At 68.3% G+C, this 16,336-nt stretch carries 15 protein-coding genes, 2 pseudogenes and 1 CRISPR repeat array; of the genes and pseudogenes, 9 read left to right on the top strand and 8 right to left on the bottom strand.

Annotation, left to right across the window (positions count from 1 at the left end; translation table 11 throughout):
• Positions 1-35 precede the first annotated feature (35 nt).
• The gene (locus VT50_RS22930) at positions 36-938 is read left to right on the top strand and encodes a nucleotidyl transferase AbiEii/AbiGii toxin family protein (RefSeq protein WP_046085822.1); all 903 of its coding nucleotides are present in this window, start codon (positions 36-38) and stop codon (positions 936-938) included.
• An 8-nt stretch (positions 939-946) separates the two neighbouring features.
• On the opposite strand, the gene VT50_RS22935 is transcribed toward VT50_RS22930, so the two are convergent.
• The 3 genes from VT50_RS22935 to VT50_RS22945 form a co-directional block, all read right to left on the bottom strand.
• A complete protein-coding gene (locus VT50_RS22935) occupies positions 947-2,254 on the bottom strand; it encodes a hypothetical protein (protein WP_240529268.1) in 1,308 nt (435 codons plus the stop codon).
• 53 nt (positions 2,255-2,307) lie between these two features.
• The gene (locus VT50_RS22940) at positions 2,308-3,312 is read right to left on the bottom strand and encodes a hypothetical protein (protein ID WP_240529269.1); all 1,005 of its coding nucleotides are present in this window, start codon (positions 3,310-3,312) and stop codon (positions 2,308-2,310) included.
• Between the two features lie 335 nt (positions 3,313-3,647).
• A complete protein-coding gene (locus VT50_RS22945; RefSeq protein ID WP_143645251.1) occupies positions 3,648-4,349 on the bottom strand; it encodes a hypothetical protein in 702 nt (233 codons plus the stop codon).
• 1,820 nt (positions 4,350-6,169) lie between these two features.
• Between VT50_RS22945 and cas6e the strand changes: the two genes are divergently transcribed.
• The 3 genes from cas6e to cas2e are packed head-to-tail and all read left to right on the top strand — an operon-like array spanning position 6,170 to position 8,302.
• Complete coding sequence (cas6e, locus tag VT50_RS22950; RefSeq protein ID WP_046085817.1) at positions 6,170-6,967, top strand: type I-E CRISPR-associated protein Cas6/Cse3/CasE; 798 nt, start codon at positions 6,170-6,172, stop codon at positions 6,965-6,967.
• Between the two features lie 4 nt (positions 6,968-6,971).
• Entirely contained in the window at positions 6,972-7,949 is a 978-nt protein-coding gene (cas1e, locus tag VT50_RS22955) for a type I-E CRISPR-associated endonuclease Cas1e (RefSeq protein WP_046085816.1), read from the top strand.
• Positions 7,946-8,302, top strand: a complete 357-nt coding sequence (cas2e, locus tag VT50_RS22960) for a type I-E CRISPR-associated endoribonuclease Cas2e (protein ID WP_046085815.1) — start codon at positions 7,946-7,948, stop codon at positions 8,300-8,302. Before cas1e ends, cas2e begins: the two co-directional genes overlap by 4 nt.
• An 83-nt stretch (positions 8,303-8,385) precedes the next feature.
• Positions 8,386-9,776: direct repeats of the CRISPR family, unit length 29 nt; unit sequence CTGCTCCCCGCACCCGCGGGGATGGTCCC.
• A 126-nt stretch (positions 9,777-9,902) separates the two neighbouring features.
• Here the strand turns inward: cas2e and VT50_RS22965 are convergent.
• Both VT50_RS22965 and VT50_RS39095 read right to left on the bottom strand, forming a co-directional pair.
• Positions 9,903-10,532 (bottom strand): hypothetical protein, encoded by a 630-nt coding sequence (locus tag VT50_RS22965; RefSeq protein WP_046085814.1) that lies wholly within the window; start codon positions 10,530-10,532, stop codon positions 9,903-9,905.
• Positions 10,529-10,735 carry a hypothetical protein gene (locus VT50_RS39095; RefSeq protein WP_143645252.1) on the bottom strand — a complete coding sequence of 69 codons (207 nt, stop codon included), beginning with the start codon at positions 10,733-10,735 and terminating at the stop codon, positions 10,529-10,531. Before VT50_RS39095 ends, VT50_RS22965 begins: the two co-directional genes overlap by 4 nt.
• A gap of 10 nt (positions 10,736-10,745) precedes the next feature.
• On the opposite strand from VT50_RS39095, the gene VT50_RS22970 reads away from it, so the two are divergent.
• From VT50_RS22970 to VT50_RS22985, 5 genes and pseudogenes are all read left to right on the top strand, one after another.
• Positions 10,746-11,558, top strand: coding sequence for a hypothetical protein (locus tag VT50_RS22970; protein ID WP_240529270.1), 813 nt, complete (start codon positions 10,746-10,748; stop codon positions 11,556-11,558).
• On the top strand, positions 11,555-12,157 hold the full coding sequence (locus VT50_RS22975) for a 3'-5' exonuclease (RefSeq protein ID WP_046085813.1): 603 nt from the start codon (positions 11,555-11,557) through the stop codon (positions 12,155-12,157). Before VT50_RS22970 ends, VT50_RS22975 begins: the two co-directional genes overlap by 4 nt.
• 322 nt (positions 12,158-12,479) lie before the next feature.
• Positions 12,480-12,671: a hypothetical protein gene (locus tag VT50_RS40540; RefSeq protein ID WP_240529272.1), complete on the top strand. Its 192-nt coding sequence runs from the start codon at positions 12,480-12,482 to the stop codon at positions 12,669-12,671.
• A 148-nt stretch (positions 12,672-12,819) separates the two neighbouring features.
• Positions 12,820-12,867, top strand: a pseudogene (locus VT50_RS41020) (hypothetical protein); the annotation flags it as partial.
• A gap of 85 nt (positions 12,868-12,952) precedes the next feature.
• Positions 12,953-13,432, top strand: a pseudogene (locus tag VT50_RS22985) (aldo/keto reductase); the annotation flags it as partial.
• A 227-nt stretch (positions 13,433-13,659) separates the two neighbouring features.
• Here the strand turns inward: VT50_RS22985 and VT50_RS22990 are convergent.
• The 3 genes from VT50_RS22990 to VT50_RS23000 are packed head-to-tail and all read right to left on the bottom strand — an operon-like array spanning position 13,660 to position 16,336.
• Positions 13,660-14,691 carry a mandelate racemase/muconate lactonizing enzyme family protein gene (locus tag VT50_RS22990; protein WP_046085812.1) on the bottom strand — a complete coding sequence of 344 codons (1,032 nt, stop codon included), beginning with the start codon at positions 14,689-14,691 and terminating at the stop codon, positions 13,660-13,662.
• Positions 14,688-15,497: a sulfotransferase gene (locus VT50_RS22995; RefSeq protein ID WP_046085811.1), complete on the bottom strand. Its 810-nt coding sequence runs from the start codon at positions 15,495-15,497 to the stop codon at positions 14,688-14,690. Before VT50_RS22995 ends, VT50_RS22990 begins: the two co-directional genes overlap by 4 nt.
• Complete coding sequence (locus tag VT50_RS23000) at positions 15,494-16,336, bottom strand: sugar phosphate isomerase/epimerase family protein (RefSeq protein ID WP_046085810.1); 843 nt, start codon at positions 16,334-16,336, stop codon at positions 15,494-15,496. The genes VT50_RS22995 and VT50_RS23000 overlap by 4 nt, the downstream gene beginning before the upstream one ends.

Below are 16,336 nucleotides of genomic sequence, written 5' to 3' on the forward strand. Positions count from 1 at the left end.
AGGCGGGTGCGGACACATAACCAAGGAGGCATCGAGTGGACGGTCGACCTGCACGATGGGATGGGGCGGGCAAAGACGCGCTTCCCACAAGTGACCGCCAACTGATCCAATCCGTTGCAGCGGTCCTCTCGAGTATCGATCAACTACTGCCACCGGATGTCTGGCATCTCAAGGGGTCAGCGGCGATCCTGGGCTGGATAGGCCCCACGGCACGCCTGCCGAACGATGTGGACCTGGCCATGTCGGCGAGCGCAGGGGAGTTGCTGTTGTCCACCTCCGAACTGCCGCCCGGCCCGAAGGGGGAGCGACTTCAGCTACTGCGCTCGGAGCCTGTTGTGTTCAGCTCACCTGACAAAGCCACGGTGTACCGCGCGTTGGTGAGAATACGGTCGGAGGAGGACCACGAGCAGGTACTGCTCAACGTCCTGCTGGTACCGGACTCCGAAGTCGCCGGCGACACACGCACCGCACTGCTGGACTTTCCTGCATGGCCTTCCCCGGTCACGGTGCCGACGGCGACCCTCAGCCGGTGCCTGGCCCAGAAGCTGTTGCGCTACACACGACAGCGTGGCGGGGGCAAAATCAACACGCGCTGGACCGACCTCATCGACTTCCTGCTGGCTGCCGAAAGCCCAAGCGCTCCCCAGCTGCTCCTTGAGGAAGTCCGCAGTGATGTCGCCCTGGAGTTCACGGCCATGGGGCGCCAATGGCCGACACACCTCCCACCACCGCCGACGGAATGGCTGGATTTCTGGGACACGGCAACCTTCCGCCATGGGCTGGCATTCGGCCGCCTGCCCGAGGCGGTAGACCAGCTGGCCCACTTCTGGAGCCCAGTACTGCAGACACCTGTAGCCCCGTACGGTCCAGTAACCGCCCAGGCAGCGGAGGACGTGCCACTGTGGTCATGCACCAGATGGCAGTGGGCAACCCCATGACCTGCCCGTTACGGGTCTGCCGCACTCTTGTCGTGCCCGGAGTCGAAGATCAGGGCAAGCCGAGCATGTGCACTGGACGGCAGATGCATTTGCCACCAGCCGCGCCACCGCAGGGCATGCGCCAGATGGTGGAAGCCCGGCGTTCCGGGCCCCGCTTTCCAAAGACCGGAGAGGAATTCGACGACCGAGTCGCCAGCATCGATACTGAGGGGTTCACCGAACACATGCAGGATGCGCTCTCGGTGCGCTGTGCCTTTGAGGGTCTTGGTCACATGCAGGCTGAAGTGTGCGTGGCGGCGGGCAGTGCCGAGTCCTGCTTCGCCCAGCCGCGCCAGACCGGCTCCACTGTGCATCTGGCCGGCGGTCCAATCGTTAGCTGTGGTCACTGCCGTCCTCAGCAGCGCCGCATCCGAGACGATGCCGGACAGACCATCGCCCAGAGTCGCGAAGAGCGTGCCTCCGGCAGCGGCCGCGTCGCTCATCGTCCGAAGGTGTCCCAGCAGCAACGACTCCCGGTGAACGCGTAGCTGGTAGGCCCGGCGCAGCACATCCGCCAGCGGCAGGGATCCGTTCAGCCACATCGTGGCCAGGGGAAGCATCTGATGCGCGTTGCCTTCCGTAAGACGCGCGCCCCACCGCCGACGGCAGGGGGTGCCCCATTCGATGTCGTGGACATCGCTCACCACGTAGATACCCCGTTGCGGGGGTGCCGCTGAGAAGGCTTCCCAGGCGTCTGCCGACTGCAGTCCAGGAAAACGTGGATCTTCTTCCGGCCCAGCCCCTAAGCCCGTCTCCCGGCTGCCCAGTGGACGGACGAGTACACCTGCCAGCAGCGAGGCACCCTGCCTTACGGAGAGGAGCCTCGGGACTTGCCCCAGCACGTCGTCGGCTCGGAACGGTTGCAGGTCCGGCCAATCCCGGCGCATCCGCGCGGCCATCGATATGCCGTAACAGGCACGCAGTAACCTCTCGCGCCGCGCATCACTGTCCCCGGCAAGCGATATGTGGTCCAATGCCCAGCCGTGCCGGACACCACCACCCGCAGGCCCGGATCCCAGCAAATCCTCGAAGACGCCTACCGGAGGGGAATGCTTCCCAGCCCGGACCAGGACCAGATCCTTGCCGTAATACGAAGGATTCCACTCGGCGCCGAAGTTTCGACCGATGGTGTTCAAGCTGTGACGCACCCGCTCAAGGCCCGCCTCGTGGTCCCCGCTGTCCTCCACACTGGCTCGCAAGGCGCTCGTGACAACAACCACAGTCGCCTGCCGGCGATCAGCCTGGGCGAAGTGGGCCAGCACATCGCCGGTGTCCACACACCCGGACGGGTACCCGGGAGCATGCCGCGGTGGCCACGAGAACGCAGGCATCATCTCCGCCTCCGCCGTCTGCGGCGGAAAAGGTCCACAAACAGCCTGCGCAGCCCCGGGAAGAACGTCACAAGGACCACCGTGGCCACCATAGTGACGGATAAGGTCCGCCACAGCAGCGACGCTCCCGCTTGGGGCAGTCCTTGCCAGACAGCAAGCCCCGTGGTCAGCGGCAACCCTACGGCCGCGAGAAGTCCCAGGATGGCGTTGGTCGTCTCCGTCTCTGCGGATTGCACCTGGCGGGACAGCTCGCCTAGGTCGTTGATCAGGCTCTGCAGTGACTGCTGCAAGCCGGCACTCTGTTGCCAAGCACGCATCATGGCGTCAACGGTGCCTTGCCGACCGAAGTCAGCTGTCCAGTAGCTGCGGCGGAAGACAAGCAGATCCCTCTCCAGCTGCGCCACTTTCCGCCGCCGGGGTTCGTGCTCTCCGATCCGCGCCACTTCGTGGCCGAATGCGTCCAACACGATCTGCTGCAATCGGGCCAGAGCCAAGGCATCCGCATACAGCGTCGTCAGGTGATAGCTCGTGCCGTCGTAGTAGTTGAGCGGAACGTCGCGACCCGGGTCCCGCTCGGTGCCCACCAGCGTCAGCCCACGGACTCCCAGCACACCACGCACCTTGGTAGGAAGTGGCAGGCGCATACCCTGGAGCTGCTCAAGAGCCTCAGGACCCGGTGGATAAAGCGTCGCGTGGTGCATGTGCCACAGCCACTGGTCGATGGAGTTCCAACCCTGCTGCAAACGCCCCGGATGCAGCCGCAGATGACCGCTGCGAGGAGTGACGAGTGTGCAGTGCACCGCCTCACGCTCAGTGACTGCGATCCGGCATCCCGGCGGTAATTGTTGTGCCACCCAAGCACGATGGACACCCTGCCCATGATGCTCATCGACATCGGCGCACTCCTGTAGCGTTTTCGGGAGTCGCGCGGGCGCATCTGGAGGCAGAGCGCCGTGTAGCAGTGCCACGCCGTTCGCCTCCGCCGGTGAATCCATCTCCTTCAAAGCGCCGAGTGTCGCATCGTTGAGGCGAACCAACTCAACCGCCGATAGCTGGAATCGGGCGGGTGACTCTGCCGTATCGGGCAATTCCCGATGCCAGCGCACCTGCGGACCCCACAGGAGTGGGCCGAGACGGCGCTGCGTATACGCCGCACGGCGGGAGGCGCTGGACACCACCTCGTCAGGTCGGCCAACACGCCAGCGCCTTTCCAACGGCCCCGGACGGAAGGGAGCAGCCGGAGGCTCTGAGATGTGGACAGCCACGATCAGGACCGTATCTCTGCGGATCAGCGCGAGCGGATCGTCACCCCCAGCCAAGCTTCGATGACGCACCCGGCTCACGCGAAGCAGTCCAACGCATCGCGAAGATAGCCAAGCCGCTCAGCCTGACTCACATGCCGCCACCGCTGCCGTTCCTCGGGAACGTCGCCCTGTGTCAGGACCCGCGCGTACCGTTTCAACGGTGCACCCCTGGCGACAAGGGTCATCGTCCCGGGCACCGCCCTCGCCTGATGAAACGTGAACGCTGACATTCCATAGCGCTCTCCAGCCGTCACCACTCTCGTGGGCCGAACCGCCACGTCCACCCGACCCTCATTGCGCGCGTCGAAGCGGAAACCTCCCTCGTGGGGTTGGTAACGGACCACCCGATGGATCGAAGACTGCGGCGCCGCTGCCGCCTGCCCGCCGTCCGCCTGTGCGACGTCCAGCACGGTGTTGTATAAGGCTCCGCGCAACACGGTGGACGAGAAGTCCCAACGATGATCGTGAGCCTGTGTGTCCTCAATACCCGTTAACCAGACATGCAGAAACAACCGTCCCTCACTGTGAGTAACCACCCCCAAGGGCAGCTTCACAAACCCGTTCGGGTGCGCCACAGCCTGCCTCATCGCAGGAGCCCGGAACGTGGCGTCGTAGGAGTCGTTCAGTGCGGCTAGGAGCGCGGCCCGGCCCACCTCCCGGCAGACGATCGCCTTGCCAGCTTCGCGGTGATGGGGTGCCAATTCTGTTCGAGAAAAGCAGATTTGGTTTGGCCGCACAGCGCTCCTCATCTCACAGAAATCACTACCGACATCACCTGATGCGTGGCAAGGTTGGCTGCGCCCCAAGCGAGAACAGTCACTTGCCCGCTTCGTCCGAGTAGATAGTGTATGGCCGTTGGGCGGCGAACAGGTCTGCGGTAGTGATTACCCCTCTACGGCGGAGCGGCGGTCCGAGCGATCCGTATCCTTCCGGCGTTGGCGGTTGTCGATCAAGGGGGTGCCCTTGTCGTGGGGGCATATATTCTGTCGAATGCTGTAGAAGCGTGCAGGGTCGCCGATCCGGACACGGATCGTGTCGTTCTCCACAACGACGGCGGACGCCGGGTGTCCGCCGGGCGCAACTACGCCGAACACGAAGGCCCGGACATCGAGGAAGCGCTCTGGTGGCCGTCATCGTCCTGACCAACTGTCCGCCAAGTCTTCGAGGCTACCTCACCCGCTGGCTGGCGAACCGCACTCATCATGGGGGACTGGAATTGCTCCCCGCGCTCGCGGGGATGGTCCCCCGGACACGGTCATCGTCGGGCAGCGGGTGTGCTGCTCCCCGCACCCGCGGGGATGGTCCCGACCAGGGATTCTGACCATGGGAGAGCCCCCTCTGCTCCCCACGCCCGCGGGGATGGTCCCTCGTCGGCCATCATCAGGGCCGGGATACTGTCCTGCTCCCCGCGCCTGCGGGGATGATCCCGTTCTACGCTGGCAGGAAGGTCGCTCGGCGTTCTGCTCCCCGTGCCCGCGGGGATGGTCCCGCCAGGCCATGTACATGCAGATGCAGCGGATGCTGCTCCCCGCACTGGCGGGGATGGTCCCGGTCCGGGCACCGCGCCGAGATCGATCGGCTGCTGCTCCCCGCGCCCGCGGGGATGGTCCCACGGCCAGCCACCCGAGTAAGCGGGCGATAGTCTGCTCCCCGCCGACGCGGGGGTGTTCCGCTCGCGCCGGTCACCTTCGCGAGCGTCTTCTCGTGCTCCCCACCGACGTGGGGTGCTCCGCTGCCATCCGGATGGCCCGAGCGGAGAAGACCGTCCTCCCCGCCGACGCGGGGATGGTCCCCCTCTCTACGGAGCGGCAACGGTCATCACCTTCTGATCCCCACACCCGCGGGGGTGGTCCCTGGGGCGGTGGGCTTCGTCATGCCTGGGTGCACTGCTCCCTGCACCCGCGGGATGGTCCCGTCTGAATTCAGCGCACACCGAAATCGGAAGGCTGTTCCCCGCACCCGCGGGGATGGTCCCGAGACGCTGCTGCGTCCCGGTCAGGTGGAGGCGCTGCTCCCCGCACCTGCGGGGATGGTCCAGCGGCCAGCGGCCGGGTACGGTGGCGGGCCTGCTGTTCCCCGCACCCGTGGGGATGGTCCCTCGGTGACGCCGCGGCCGGCGAGCATGTCGTCCTGCTCCCCGCACCCGCGGGGATGGTCCCGGGCCTCAGTTCCGGGGGTGCCACGGCCGCGTCTGCTCCCCGCGCCCGCGGGGATGGTCCCGACAGGATGCGGACGAGGGCCGGTGCTAGAAGCTGCTCCCCGCGCCCGCGGGGATGGTCCCGCCATGGCGCGCACACGGTGCCTAGGCGGCCTGCTCCCCGCGCCCGCGGGGGTGGTCCCAACAAGGGCGGGGCCAAGAGGTCCGCCCCGGTGAGAACGGCGGGGACTTCCTGCGTGACCAACCCCTCAGCTACGCGGCCGAGTCCCGCCGTCATGCCCTGCGCCCCGTGGTCACCGAGACCGTGGAAGTACCCCACCCCGACGTCCAGGCCGCCGCGATGGCCACGATGCGCGTGCCTGAGCACGACCCTCTCGCCGCTCTGGAGGAGAGCAACTGATGTACCTGTCCCGCTTCCGGTTCAACACCGCGCGCCCAGAGGGCCGGCGTCTGCTCTCCTCCCCGCAATCGCTGCACGCGGCGGTAATGTCCTCGTTCCCCCATCTGCTGCCCACCGGCACAGGCACCGGCACCGGTAGCGGCGCAGCCGACGGGGCGCGGGTGCTGTGGAGGCTGGATCGCAACGCGACCGCCGAGGTCCTGCTATATGTCGTCAGCCCCGACCGGCCCGACATGACCCACCTCGTGGAACAGGCCGGCTGGCCAGCGGCAGCCACTGCCGAGACCCCCGGCTGGCAGAGCCGCCCGTACGCCCCGTTCCTCGACCGGCTGACGAAGGGAAGCGTGTGGGCGTTCCGCCTCACGGCCAACCCCGTCCACCAGATCCGCAGGAAGGAAGGCGAGCCGACCAAGCGGACCGCGCACCTGACCCCGATCCACCAGATGGACTGGCTACTGAACCCACGACGCCAGGAGCGCGGCGGATTCCTCATCTGCGAGAAGCCTGCGGACAAACGCCTCCTGCCCGGCGGCACTACCCACCACAAGCAGCCCCACCACGGCGACCGGTATGAACTGATGGTCCGCGACCAGCGCAACTTGTCCTTCCCGAAACAGGGACGGGACAACACCTCAAAACGACACCGCGTCACCCTGGTCACCGTCACCTACGACGGCCGACTCACCGTCACCGACCCCGACCGGCTCCGCGCCACCCTCACCCAGGGCCTCGGCAAGGCCAAGGCATACGGCTGCGGCTTGATGACCCTCGTACCCCTCCCCACGACAGTCAGGTGAGCCGGTGACCACCGTCGGCCGACGCCCCGCGCTCACCCCCAGGCACCTGACCCGCACCGGCGAACGCCTCTCCTTCGTCTACCTGGAACGGTGCCTCGTCCACCGCGACGCCAACGCCATCACCGCCGAAGATGCGGACGGCACGACCCACATCCCCTCCGCCACCATCGGCACCCTGCTCCTCGGTCCCGGCACCCGCATCACCCACCAGGCGATGAGCGTCCTCGGCGACACCGGAGCAGCCGTCGCCTGGGTCGGCGAGCACGGCGTGCGCTACTACGCCGGTGGTCGCGCCCTGACCCGCTCCGCCGCCCTCGCCGAAGCCCAGGCCGCCAAGTGGGCCAACCCCCGTACCCGGCTTGCCGTCGCACGCGCGATGTACCAACTGCGCTTCCCCAACGAGGACCCCACCGGCCTCACCCGGCAGGAACTCCTCGGCCGCGAGGGCCGCAGAGTGAAGGACTGCTACCGCGAGCACGCCGCCCGCACCGGTGTCCCCTGGCGCGGACGCCGATACACCCCGGGCGACTTCACCAGCGGCGACGCCGTCAACCAGGCCATCACAGCAGCTGCACAATGCATGTACGGCATCGCCCACGCCGTCGTGGCCTCCCTCGCCTGCATCCCGGCACTGGGCTTCGTCCACTCCGGACACGAACTGTCCTTCGTCCTGGACATCGCCGACCTGTACAAGACCGAGATCGGCATCCCCGTCGCCTTCGACGTCGCCGCCGAGGACGACCAGGACGTCGGCGCCCGTACGCGCCGCGCTCTGCGGGACCGGATCAACCAGACGTCCCTGCTGGACCGCTGCGTTGACGACATCAAAGCCCTGCTCCTGCCGAATGCCGCGGACGGGAGAACGGCCGTCGACCCCGACACGGACCGTGTTGTTCTCCATAGTGACGGCGGACGCCAGGTGCACGCTGGCCGAAACTACGCCGAGGGCGACGGCCCGGACAGCGACAAGGTGTTCTGGTGACCGTCATCGTCTTGACCAACTGCCCGCCCGGCCTTCGCGGCTTCCTCACCCGCTGGCTCCTGGAAATCTCCGCTGGGGTCTTCATCGGCAACCCCTCGGCCCGCGTCCGCGACGCCCTCTGGGACGAGGTTCGCCAATACGCGGGCCAGGGCCGTTCGCTACTCGCCCACACCATCAACAACGAGCAAGGTTTCACCTTCCGCACCCATGACCACGCGTGGCGCCCCATCGATCACGAGGGCCTGCCCCTCATCCGACGCCCCCACTCCAAAGCACAGCAGACCACCGGCGTACCGAAACCGGGCTGGAGTAAGGCATCCCAACGCCGGCGCTTTGGCAGGCGGGCCCAATGATGAGCCAAATGACCGAACTGTCGGAATCAGTAAAAGTATGGGAAACGGGCCTCCCCCCGCGTTGAACCCGCAGGTCACGCAGTCTGCTCCCCGCACCCGCGGGGATGGTCCCGCCCGCGGCTCGGGGAGACACCCGCACGCCACCTGCTCCCCGCACCCGCGGGGATGGTCCCGCTGCTGGCCCTCGGCCTTACGACGCAGGTCACTGCTCCCCGCACCCGCGGGGATGGTCCCGGTGATCGCGCTCGGCGTCTCGATCTACATCACTGCTCCCCGCACCCGCGGGGATGGTCCCAGGGCCTGAGACCGGACCTACCTGCGGAAATACTGCTCCCCGCACCCGCGGGGATGGTCCCATGATCCATAACGCGCGAAAGCCCCATCCGGTCTGCTCCCCGCACCCGCGGGGATGGTCCCCACGCCCGCGTGGCGGCCGACGCAGCCGCGCGCTGCTCCCCGCACCCGCGGGGATGGTCCCGAGCCGTCAACCCACTGGGCAGCCAGCAGGCCCTGCTCCCCGCACCCGCGGGGATGGTCCCCGGTTCCTCCTGGTCGTGATCGACGAGGGTGCCTGCTCCCCGCACCCGCGGGGATGGTCCCGGCCCGAGCCGTCCGGCCCGGCGACCCTCCTTCTGCTCCCCGCACCCGCGGGGATGGTCCCGACGTCGCCCCCGCCCACGCCGCGGACCACGACTGCTCCCCGCACCCGCGGGGATGGTCCCTCGACCTCGCTCAACGGCAGGGTGGGGTGCAGCTGCTCCCCGCACCCGCGGGGATGGTCCCTTTGGCTACGTGACCAGTCTCGGACTGAGAGACTGCTCCCCGCACCCGCGGGGATGGTCCCTCGCCACGGCGGTAAAGAATCTGGCCGCCCGACTGCTCCCCGCACCCGCGGGGATGGTCCCCAGTTGGTTCGCACGCGGGCCCTTGGTGGGTGCTGCTCCCCGCACCCGCGGGGATGGTCCCGGCACCCGCGCTGAGGTGGGAAGGCAGACCGCCTGCTCCCCGCACCCGCGGGGATGGTCCCACGCCGCCGCCATCCCAGGTCATCCCCAGTGCCTGCTCCCCGCACCCGCGGGGATGGTCCCTGGTACTGGGGGCCGTTTCGAATCGTACTGCCCTGCTCCCCGCACCCGCAGGTTTGATCGCCGTGTTCCATAGCCAGACCTGCTCCCCGCTGCGTGGGCACACCGTGTCTCCGCTGCTCCCCGCACCCGCGGGGATGGTCCCGTGGGCACGTCGACCTCGGCGAGCCGGGTGTCCTGCTCCCCGCACCCGCGGGGATGGTCCCGTGGGCACGTCGACCTCGGCGAGCCGGGTGTCCTGCTCCCCGCACCCGCGGGGATGGTCCCACCGCCAGCTCAAGAGGCAGGGAGTCCACGTCCTGCTCCCCGCACCCGCGGGGATGGTCCCGGGTAGAGGCCCGCGACCTGGCTGGTGTCCGCCTGGTCCCCGCACCCGCGGGGATGGTCCCGACAGGGACTCGGGGAAATCCCTTCGTCGCCGTCGGCGAACTCCAGCACGAGCTGACCTATGACGGGACGCGCGCCCGCCGAGGCCAAGGGCGACAAGAGTGGCTGCTCCGCCGTCCTGGTCGGCGTCAGCGGGGATGGTCCCCAGATCGCGCAGGCCTTGCCCGCTTGGTATGGGCTGTCCGGCCAGGTCTCTCAAGCGGATCGCGGACCATGGTCGCGAACACCGAGGAGTTCGAGAAGGGCTGCTGCTTGCTGATGTCCTGGTATCCCCAGGACTCGTATGCCGCCTTCAGCCGTCCGTCGGAGCGAGTGGGATCGACCAAGAGCGTCGCCCGCTTCTCTGCGCGCTCGGCTAGAAGCTTCTCGTGCAGTATGCGGGAGGTGCCTGCCCCCGCTGGGCCCCGCCACCGCTTGCGGACGAGGATCTCGTTGACGGCGAATGTGCGGCTGCCCGTCTCCCGGATGAAGTCCTCTGGTAACGGCTGCCGCATGCTGGACCACCACACCGAGTCAGGGCCGAGTGGCACGCCGAAGACGTAGCCGACCGGCCCCTTTCCGTCGTAGCCGATGACGGCCTCCCATCCGTCTCGGGAGGCGTATCTGGTCAGGCGTTCATCAAACAGGTCCACAGCGTTGAAGGGATCTTCCATGAGGCCCACCTCCGTGCGGACCTCCACGTGGATGTCGAGAAAGAGTTGCCGATACCTCTCGACCTCGCTGGTACGCACGAGTGTCAGCGCGGCAGCTTCAGTCATGCGGCCACCGTTCGGTAGTGGGCCTGCCAGTCGCGGGCCTCGGAATTATGGGGATCGAGAGTGGTGACCTGCTGGGCGAAGCGGTCCAGGAGTTTGCGGACACGTGCGTGCCTCACCATTTCTTTGGAGGTGCCCCGCGTGGTGGCGACAGCCTGTTCGAGTTCGTTCTGGCCGAGTTGCGCGACGGCGAGGTGCGCGCTCACCAGGGCGCTATTGCGTTTTACCCGTTGGCGCGTTGATCCGGAGGACTGCGCGGTCCTCAACAGTTTCGAGAACCTGCGCCTGACCGTGCTGGTCACCCACTCCGGTATCGAGCACGAAGCCATCGAACCGGTGGACTCCCAGATCGCCGCGGAGAGCCTGCGCACCCTCCACGAGCACGCCGAGCGGTACCGCACCATCCTGTACTGGCAGCCGATCGTGCCCGGTCTCAACGGCTCCGACGCCCACTTGGAGCGCGCTCGGGAGCTGTCCCGGCACGCGCACGCCACTGTCTTCACCGGCCTGTTCTTCCGCCAGGAGATCGCCGCCTACTACCAGGCGCACGGGCTCTCCACGCCGTATGAGGACACCGCCCGGCGCAAGATCCTTCCCGAGGTGGCCGAGCGGCGGGTGGTCGATGCCTTCGGCACCCTTGAAGACGCCTCCGCCCCGTGGGGAGCGTTGTTCCGCAAGACGAGCTGCGGCGTGGCCTACGCCCACGGAGAGGCCGACTACAACGGCCACTACGGCGTCCGCGAGCTGTGCGACATCTGCCCGGAAAAGCAGCTCGCTCTGTGCCACGCGGCCTGGGTCAAGCCCGATCTCGCGGACGTCACCGCAAGCGTCCGAGCCCTTGGCGCGACCGGGGCCGTTGAGATCACTGACCGGGCCATCATCGTGGAGGGCCTGGACGAGCCGCCGCGCTACTACCTCCAGCACGGCTACGGCTACCAGTGCCACGATCGCGAGAAGCCTCACCACTACCGCCAGCACGGCCGTGCCCCCATCGGCTGGCCGACGGAGAACGGAACACCCGCACCGTGAACTTCGCCACCTGGCCCGCACTGCTCGTCGTGGACGTCGAAGGCAACGGCGCCAATCCGCCCGACTTGGTTGAGGTGGCCGCCCTACCCGTTCGCGACGGCGGGGCGGATACCAGCACGGCCGGGGCGTGGCTCATCCGCCCGCCCCGGCCCGTCACTTCCCGCGCTGCCAGCATCCACGGTCTGACCAACGGAGTTCTGGCGCGGTCCCCCCGATGGGGGCAGATCGCTGAGCAGGTCCACGCGCTCCTGGGCACGGTGTGGATCTGTGCCCACAACGCGCACACGGACTACCGAGTCCTCAAGGCGCACCTGCCGACGTGGGAACCGGCTGGCGTCCTCGACACCCTCCGCCTGGCCAAGGCCACGTTCAGGGACGTGCCCGGCTACAGCCTCGACGCCCTGATCAAGCACACCGCGCCGGACCTCACGGCCGCTCCCGCCCAGCGGCACCGTGCCACCTACGACGCCTATGCCACGGCACAGCTCCTCATCACCATGGCCAGTCACTATGACACCTGGGACCAGCTCGTCGCGGCGGCTGTGCCGCCCGGCCTGCCGGGCGCCCCCGAGCCAGAAGAGGACCCCACCCTGTGGTGACCCAGCAGACACCCATCCGCATCGGGGTGTTCGGCACCCACTCCACCGGCAAGACGACACTGCTCAAGCGGATCCAGATGGAACTGCGCGGCCACGGGCTCACCGTGGCCCGCACCGGCCGACTCGGCAAACGCGCCGCGGCCATCGGCCTGCCGAAAACGCAACACCACACCGCGGCTCCTACCGAGTGGATCATCACGCAGGGCATCGCCGACGACATCGCCGCAGCAGCACAAGGTGCCGACATCGTCCTCGTCGACCGTGACGCCTGCGGCTCCTTGCTTCGACGCAGGCGCCGAACTACGACCTTCTTCTCGCGACCGTGCTGGACCCGGACGAGCCCGTCGATCAGAGCCACGACTACGACCACCGCTACCGCCTCCTGGTGGACCGCCACGTCCACGGTCTTCTGGCCGACGACGGGATCCCGCACCAGCGCGTCACCAGCGACCGGGGAAGTCAGACCCGCATCGAACGCGCCCTTCAGCTCTGCCTCCAGGAGGCCGCCGTATGACCATCACGCTGCCCGCGGGCACCATCGCCATCGCCGGGAAGGCCGTGTCCCGGCTCGGCTTCGGCACGATGCGCCTGACCGGCCCGGCATCTGGGGCGACCCCGCCACCGCGCTCCGCCAAGCCGTCCACACCTACGGCATCACCCACATCGACACCGCGGACGCCTACGGTCCCCACACCGTCGAACACCTCATCCACGATGCCTTACACCCCTACCCCGAGCACGTACTGATCGCGACCAAAGTGGGCCTGGCCCGTCCCGCCCCGGACACCATGGGTCCCGCATGGCCACCCCGTCTGCCCGCGCGCATGCGTCGAGGCGAGCCTACGGCGGCTGGGCATGGACCGGCTGGAACTCTGTTACCTCCACCGCATCGACCCCCAAGTGCCCCTCGGCGAGCAGATCGGCACGCTCCAAGCCCTGAAAGACGAGGGCAAAATCGGTCACATCGGCCTCTCGAAAGTCACACCCGAGCAGATCCGCACAGTCACCAACGACATCACCGTCGCCGCCGTGCAAAACGTCCTCAACATGGGCGCGGACCGACACGACACCGCACGCGAACTCTGCCGCGACCTCTTCATCCCCTATGTTCCATACCGGCCCCTCGACGCCGGCACTCTCGCACAGCAGGGGCATATCGACGCAGCCCTCAACTGGCTGCTCCACCTCGGGAACCACGTCGCACCCATCCCCAGCACCAGCTCACCGGAACACCTCCGCCAACTTGTCGCCGTCGTGACGGGCACGCGGATATGAGGCGAACACTCAGGCCGACCGCGGTTCCCATCACTCGTCAGCACCACACAGGGAAATCAGCGCCCTGGTCGAGGGACCCGCTCGCCATCGGCGAGGGCTGGCGGAAACGTGCCCGTATGGGAGGGCTTACCTACCCGTCAACCGGCTGCGTGACGGCACCGTTCACGGCTGGTGAGAGGCGTTTCAGGGCGGCGGGGTACGTGTCCTCGGCGGTAGGCGCCGTGGTGTCATGCGACCCCGGCAGGGCGTACGCCCAGGCCGGGACGGTTAGAGAGGCGGACGGTCCCGTCTGTGCCGCCGATGCCCGTCCACGGATCGGCCTTGAGCAGGAGGTGCCCGTCAAGGTCGACCCACCGGGCACGGTCGACGAGGTGTACCGCCGGAGCGATGCCCAGGGTGCTGCCCGCCAGACAGCCCAGCATCAGGTGCGTTCCCGAACCGGCCAGGGCCTCGCTGATCCGCACGGCGGTGCGGATGCCTCCGCACTTGGCCAGTTTGACGTTCACGCCCTGGACCTTTCCCGCCAGCCGCAGGGCGTCGTCATATCCCAGGACGTCTTCGTCAGCGATGACCGGGAGCGGAGAGCGTTCGGCGAGCCAGCACAGGTCGTTCCCGCTGCCGGGGGGCGTGGGCTGCTCCACGGCCTCGGCTCCGGCCTCGGCGTAGTACCCGAGTTCGCTGAGCGCCCGCTCCCGCGTCCAGCCCCCGTTGGCGTCCAGCAGGAGGCGGGCCCGGGGGGCGCGTTCGCGCACGGCGGCGACGCGGTGGCGGTCCTCGGCCGGGTCAGCCGCGCCGACCTTGACCTTCAGCACGGAGAAGCCGGCAGCCGTGTACTCCTGGGCCCGGTCGGCGGCCTCGTCGGGAGAGACGATTCCTATCGTCCGCGCGGTGGGAGCGGACGGCGGCCGCGCAGTCCCCAGCAGCGTGTGCACGCTGACGCCGGCCCGCTGCCCGACCAGGTCGAACAGCGCGCTCTCCACTCCGGCCGCGACGGCGGGGGCCAGCTCTCCGGGATCCCAGGCTTCCAGAGCGGTTTCCGGGTCCGGGTAGCGGGCGAGCCGCGGTCCCACCGGCCCCAGCATCCGCAGGATGCGTTCTTTGGTCAGCTCCATATAGCGGCTGGTCACGGTCTCACCGCAGCCGCGCATCCCCTGGTGTTCGATGGTTACCGTCACCGCGTCACGGCCCCGCATCACGGAGCGGGAGATGGGAATCTCCTCCCGCAGTGCCAGGAAGGTGCTGCTCAAGCTGGTCTTCACAGCGCTTGTGTCCTCTCGTGCAGCGTGGCCGGGGTGTGCGAGTCCGTCAGTCGCTGCCAGAGCCTGGCCACCTCCGGCGGTAGGGAGGGCTGCTCGTCTTCCGGGGAGTGGCGCGGCCGTATCGCGGTGAGGTACGCGCCCAGTTCCATCTGGAGGAAGGCCTCGAGTCGCTGGGTCTCCTCGCCCCGGCAGAGCGCGTCGTAGCGGATGACGCGATAGGTGTCCCGGGGGAGAGTGCGGGCGAAGGCGAGCCACTGGGTGTTCCAGTGCGCCCACTTGGCCAGCGCCGCCCGGGTGGACCGCGGGTTCCAGGGGCGGTCGCCGGACCATCGGAGCATGGAGCGTGCCACCTGGTCCGGGCTCCGGATCAGGACCAGGTAGCGGGCCTCGGGAACCGTGCGTACGAGGTAGTCCAGGCTCAGCAGGTACTCGTTGTACTTCTCCCCCCACCGGGCATATCCCCCGTACGCGTCGGAGAGGATGTCGCGCGAGAGGGCCACCGGGTCGGTGACGGCGCCTTCGGCCGCGCGTGCGGACGCGTTGCGAAGCGCCGTCTCGGCGCGGGCGAGCCATTCCTCGCTGCCGGGTCCTTGGGGCAGCCTGCGGCGCAGGCCGTGAAGGATCTCATCGGCGCGTACGTGCCGTGCGGCCAGATCCGCGGAGGTGATCCAGCGTTCCAGCAGGTACAGGAGCTTTCCATTGACGGTGAAGAGCCCGCCGGCATCGCGGAAGGCGTTACCGAGGCTGTGTGCCAGCGCGGTCGTGCCGGAACGCTGGGCACCGAGGAGGAACACCGGGGCCGTCATGAAGACACCATTTCGCTGAGTCGTCGCATGCATTCCACGCTGGCTTCGAAACCGTCGGCGGAAAAGTCGCGGCCCCAGGGGACGTCCCGCTGTTCCGGGGACAGGACACGGCCGATGCGCCAGTGGGTCTCCAGGCTCACCCAGCCGCGGTAGCCGTCCGCGCGCAGTTGGCCGAGGATGTCGGGCCAGGGCACGTCCCCGTCGCCGAGGCGGACGTACTCCTGCTGGCCACGCGGGTCCTTGACATGGATGTGCCGGATGAACGGACGCCCGGCCGCGTATTCCGCCGGGTAGGGGGCCTTCGCCCAGCCGCTGAACACGCTGTTCCCGGGGTCCCAGAGGATGCCCACGCGCGGGTCGCCCAGGGTTTCCAGGAACTGAAGGGTGTGGTCGATCGTGGGTGTGTTCGTGCGGGTGCCGGTCTCGACCAGGAGGTCGACGCCGGCGGTGTCGATGCCGCTGAGCAGTTCGGCGACCCTCGGTGCCGCGGCCCTGGGGGCGGGCGCTCCGTCGCGGTAGAACGTGAAGATCCGCATGTGCGGCGCGCCGAGGGCGGCCGCCGTTCGCAGGGAGTCCTCCAGGACCGTCCTGGCCGCCCGCAGGTCGGCGTCGCTCACGGGGACGGGGCATTTGAAGACCGGCGGGCAGAGACCGGCCACGCTCAGCCCGTACCGTGCTGCCAGGCCGCGGACCTTGGTGAGCTGGACATCGGTGAGTTGGTGCGGCGGAGTGTCGTCCAGGGAACGGATCTCCACTCCGTCGAAGCCGAGCTGCCGGACAGCCGGGAAGACGGTTTCCGGGTCCTGGCCGAGTTCGTCGGTGATGATCGCTAGGCGCAT

This window comes from Streptomyces antioxidans (genome assembly GCF_000968685.2).
GTDB lineage: Bacteria > Actinomycetota > Actinomycetes > Streptomycetales > Streptomycetaceae > Streptomyces > Streptomyces antioxidans.

What these genes read in the sequence shown, in the direction of transcription:
- VT50_RS23000 (WP_046085810.1), bottom strand. Translation starts at nt 16,336, where the DNA reads ATGCGCCTAGCGATCATCACCGACGAACTCGGCCAGGACCCGGAAACC.
- cas6e (WP_046085817.1), top strand. Translation starts at nt 6,170, where the DNA reads ATGTACCTGTCCCGCTTCCGGTTCAACACCGCGCGCCCAGAGGGCCGG.
- VT50_RS22995 (WP_046085811.1), bottom strand. Translation starts at nt 15,497, where the DNA reads ATGACGGCCCCGGTGTTCCTCCTCGGTGCCCAGCGTTCCGGCACGACC.
- VT50_RS22965 (WP_046085814.1), bottom strand. Translation starts at nt 10,532, where the DNA reads ATGACTGAAGCTGCCGCGCTGACACTCGTGCGTACCAGCGAGGTCGAG.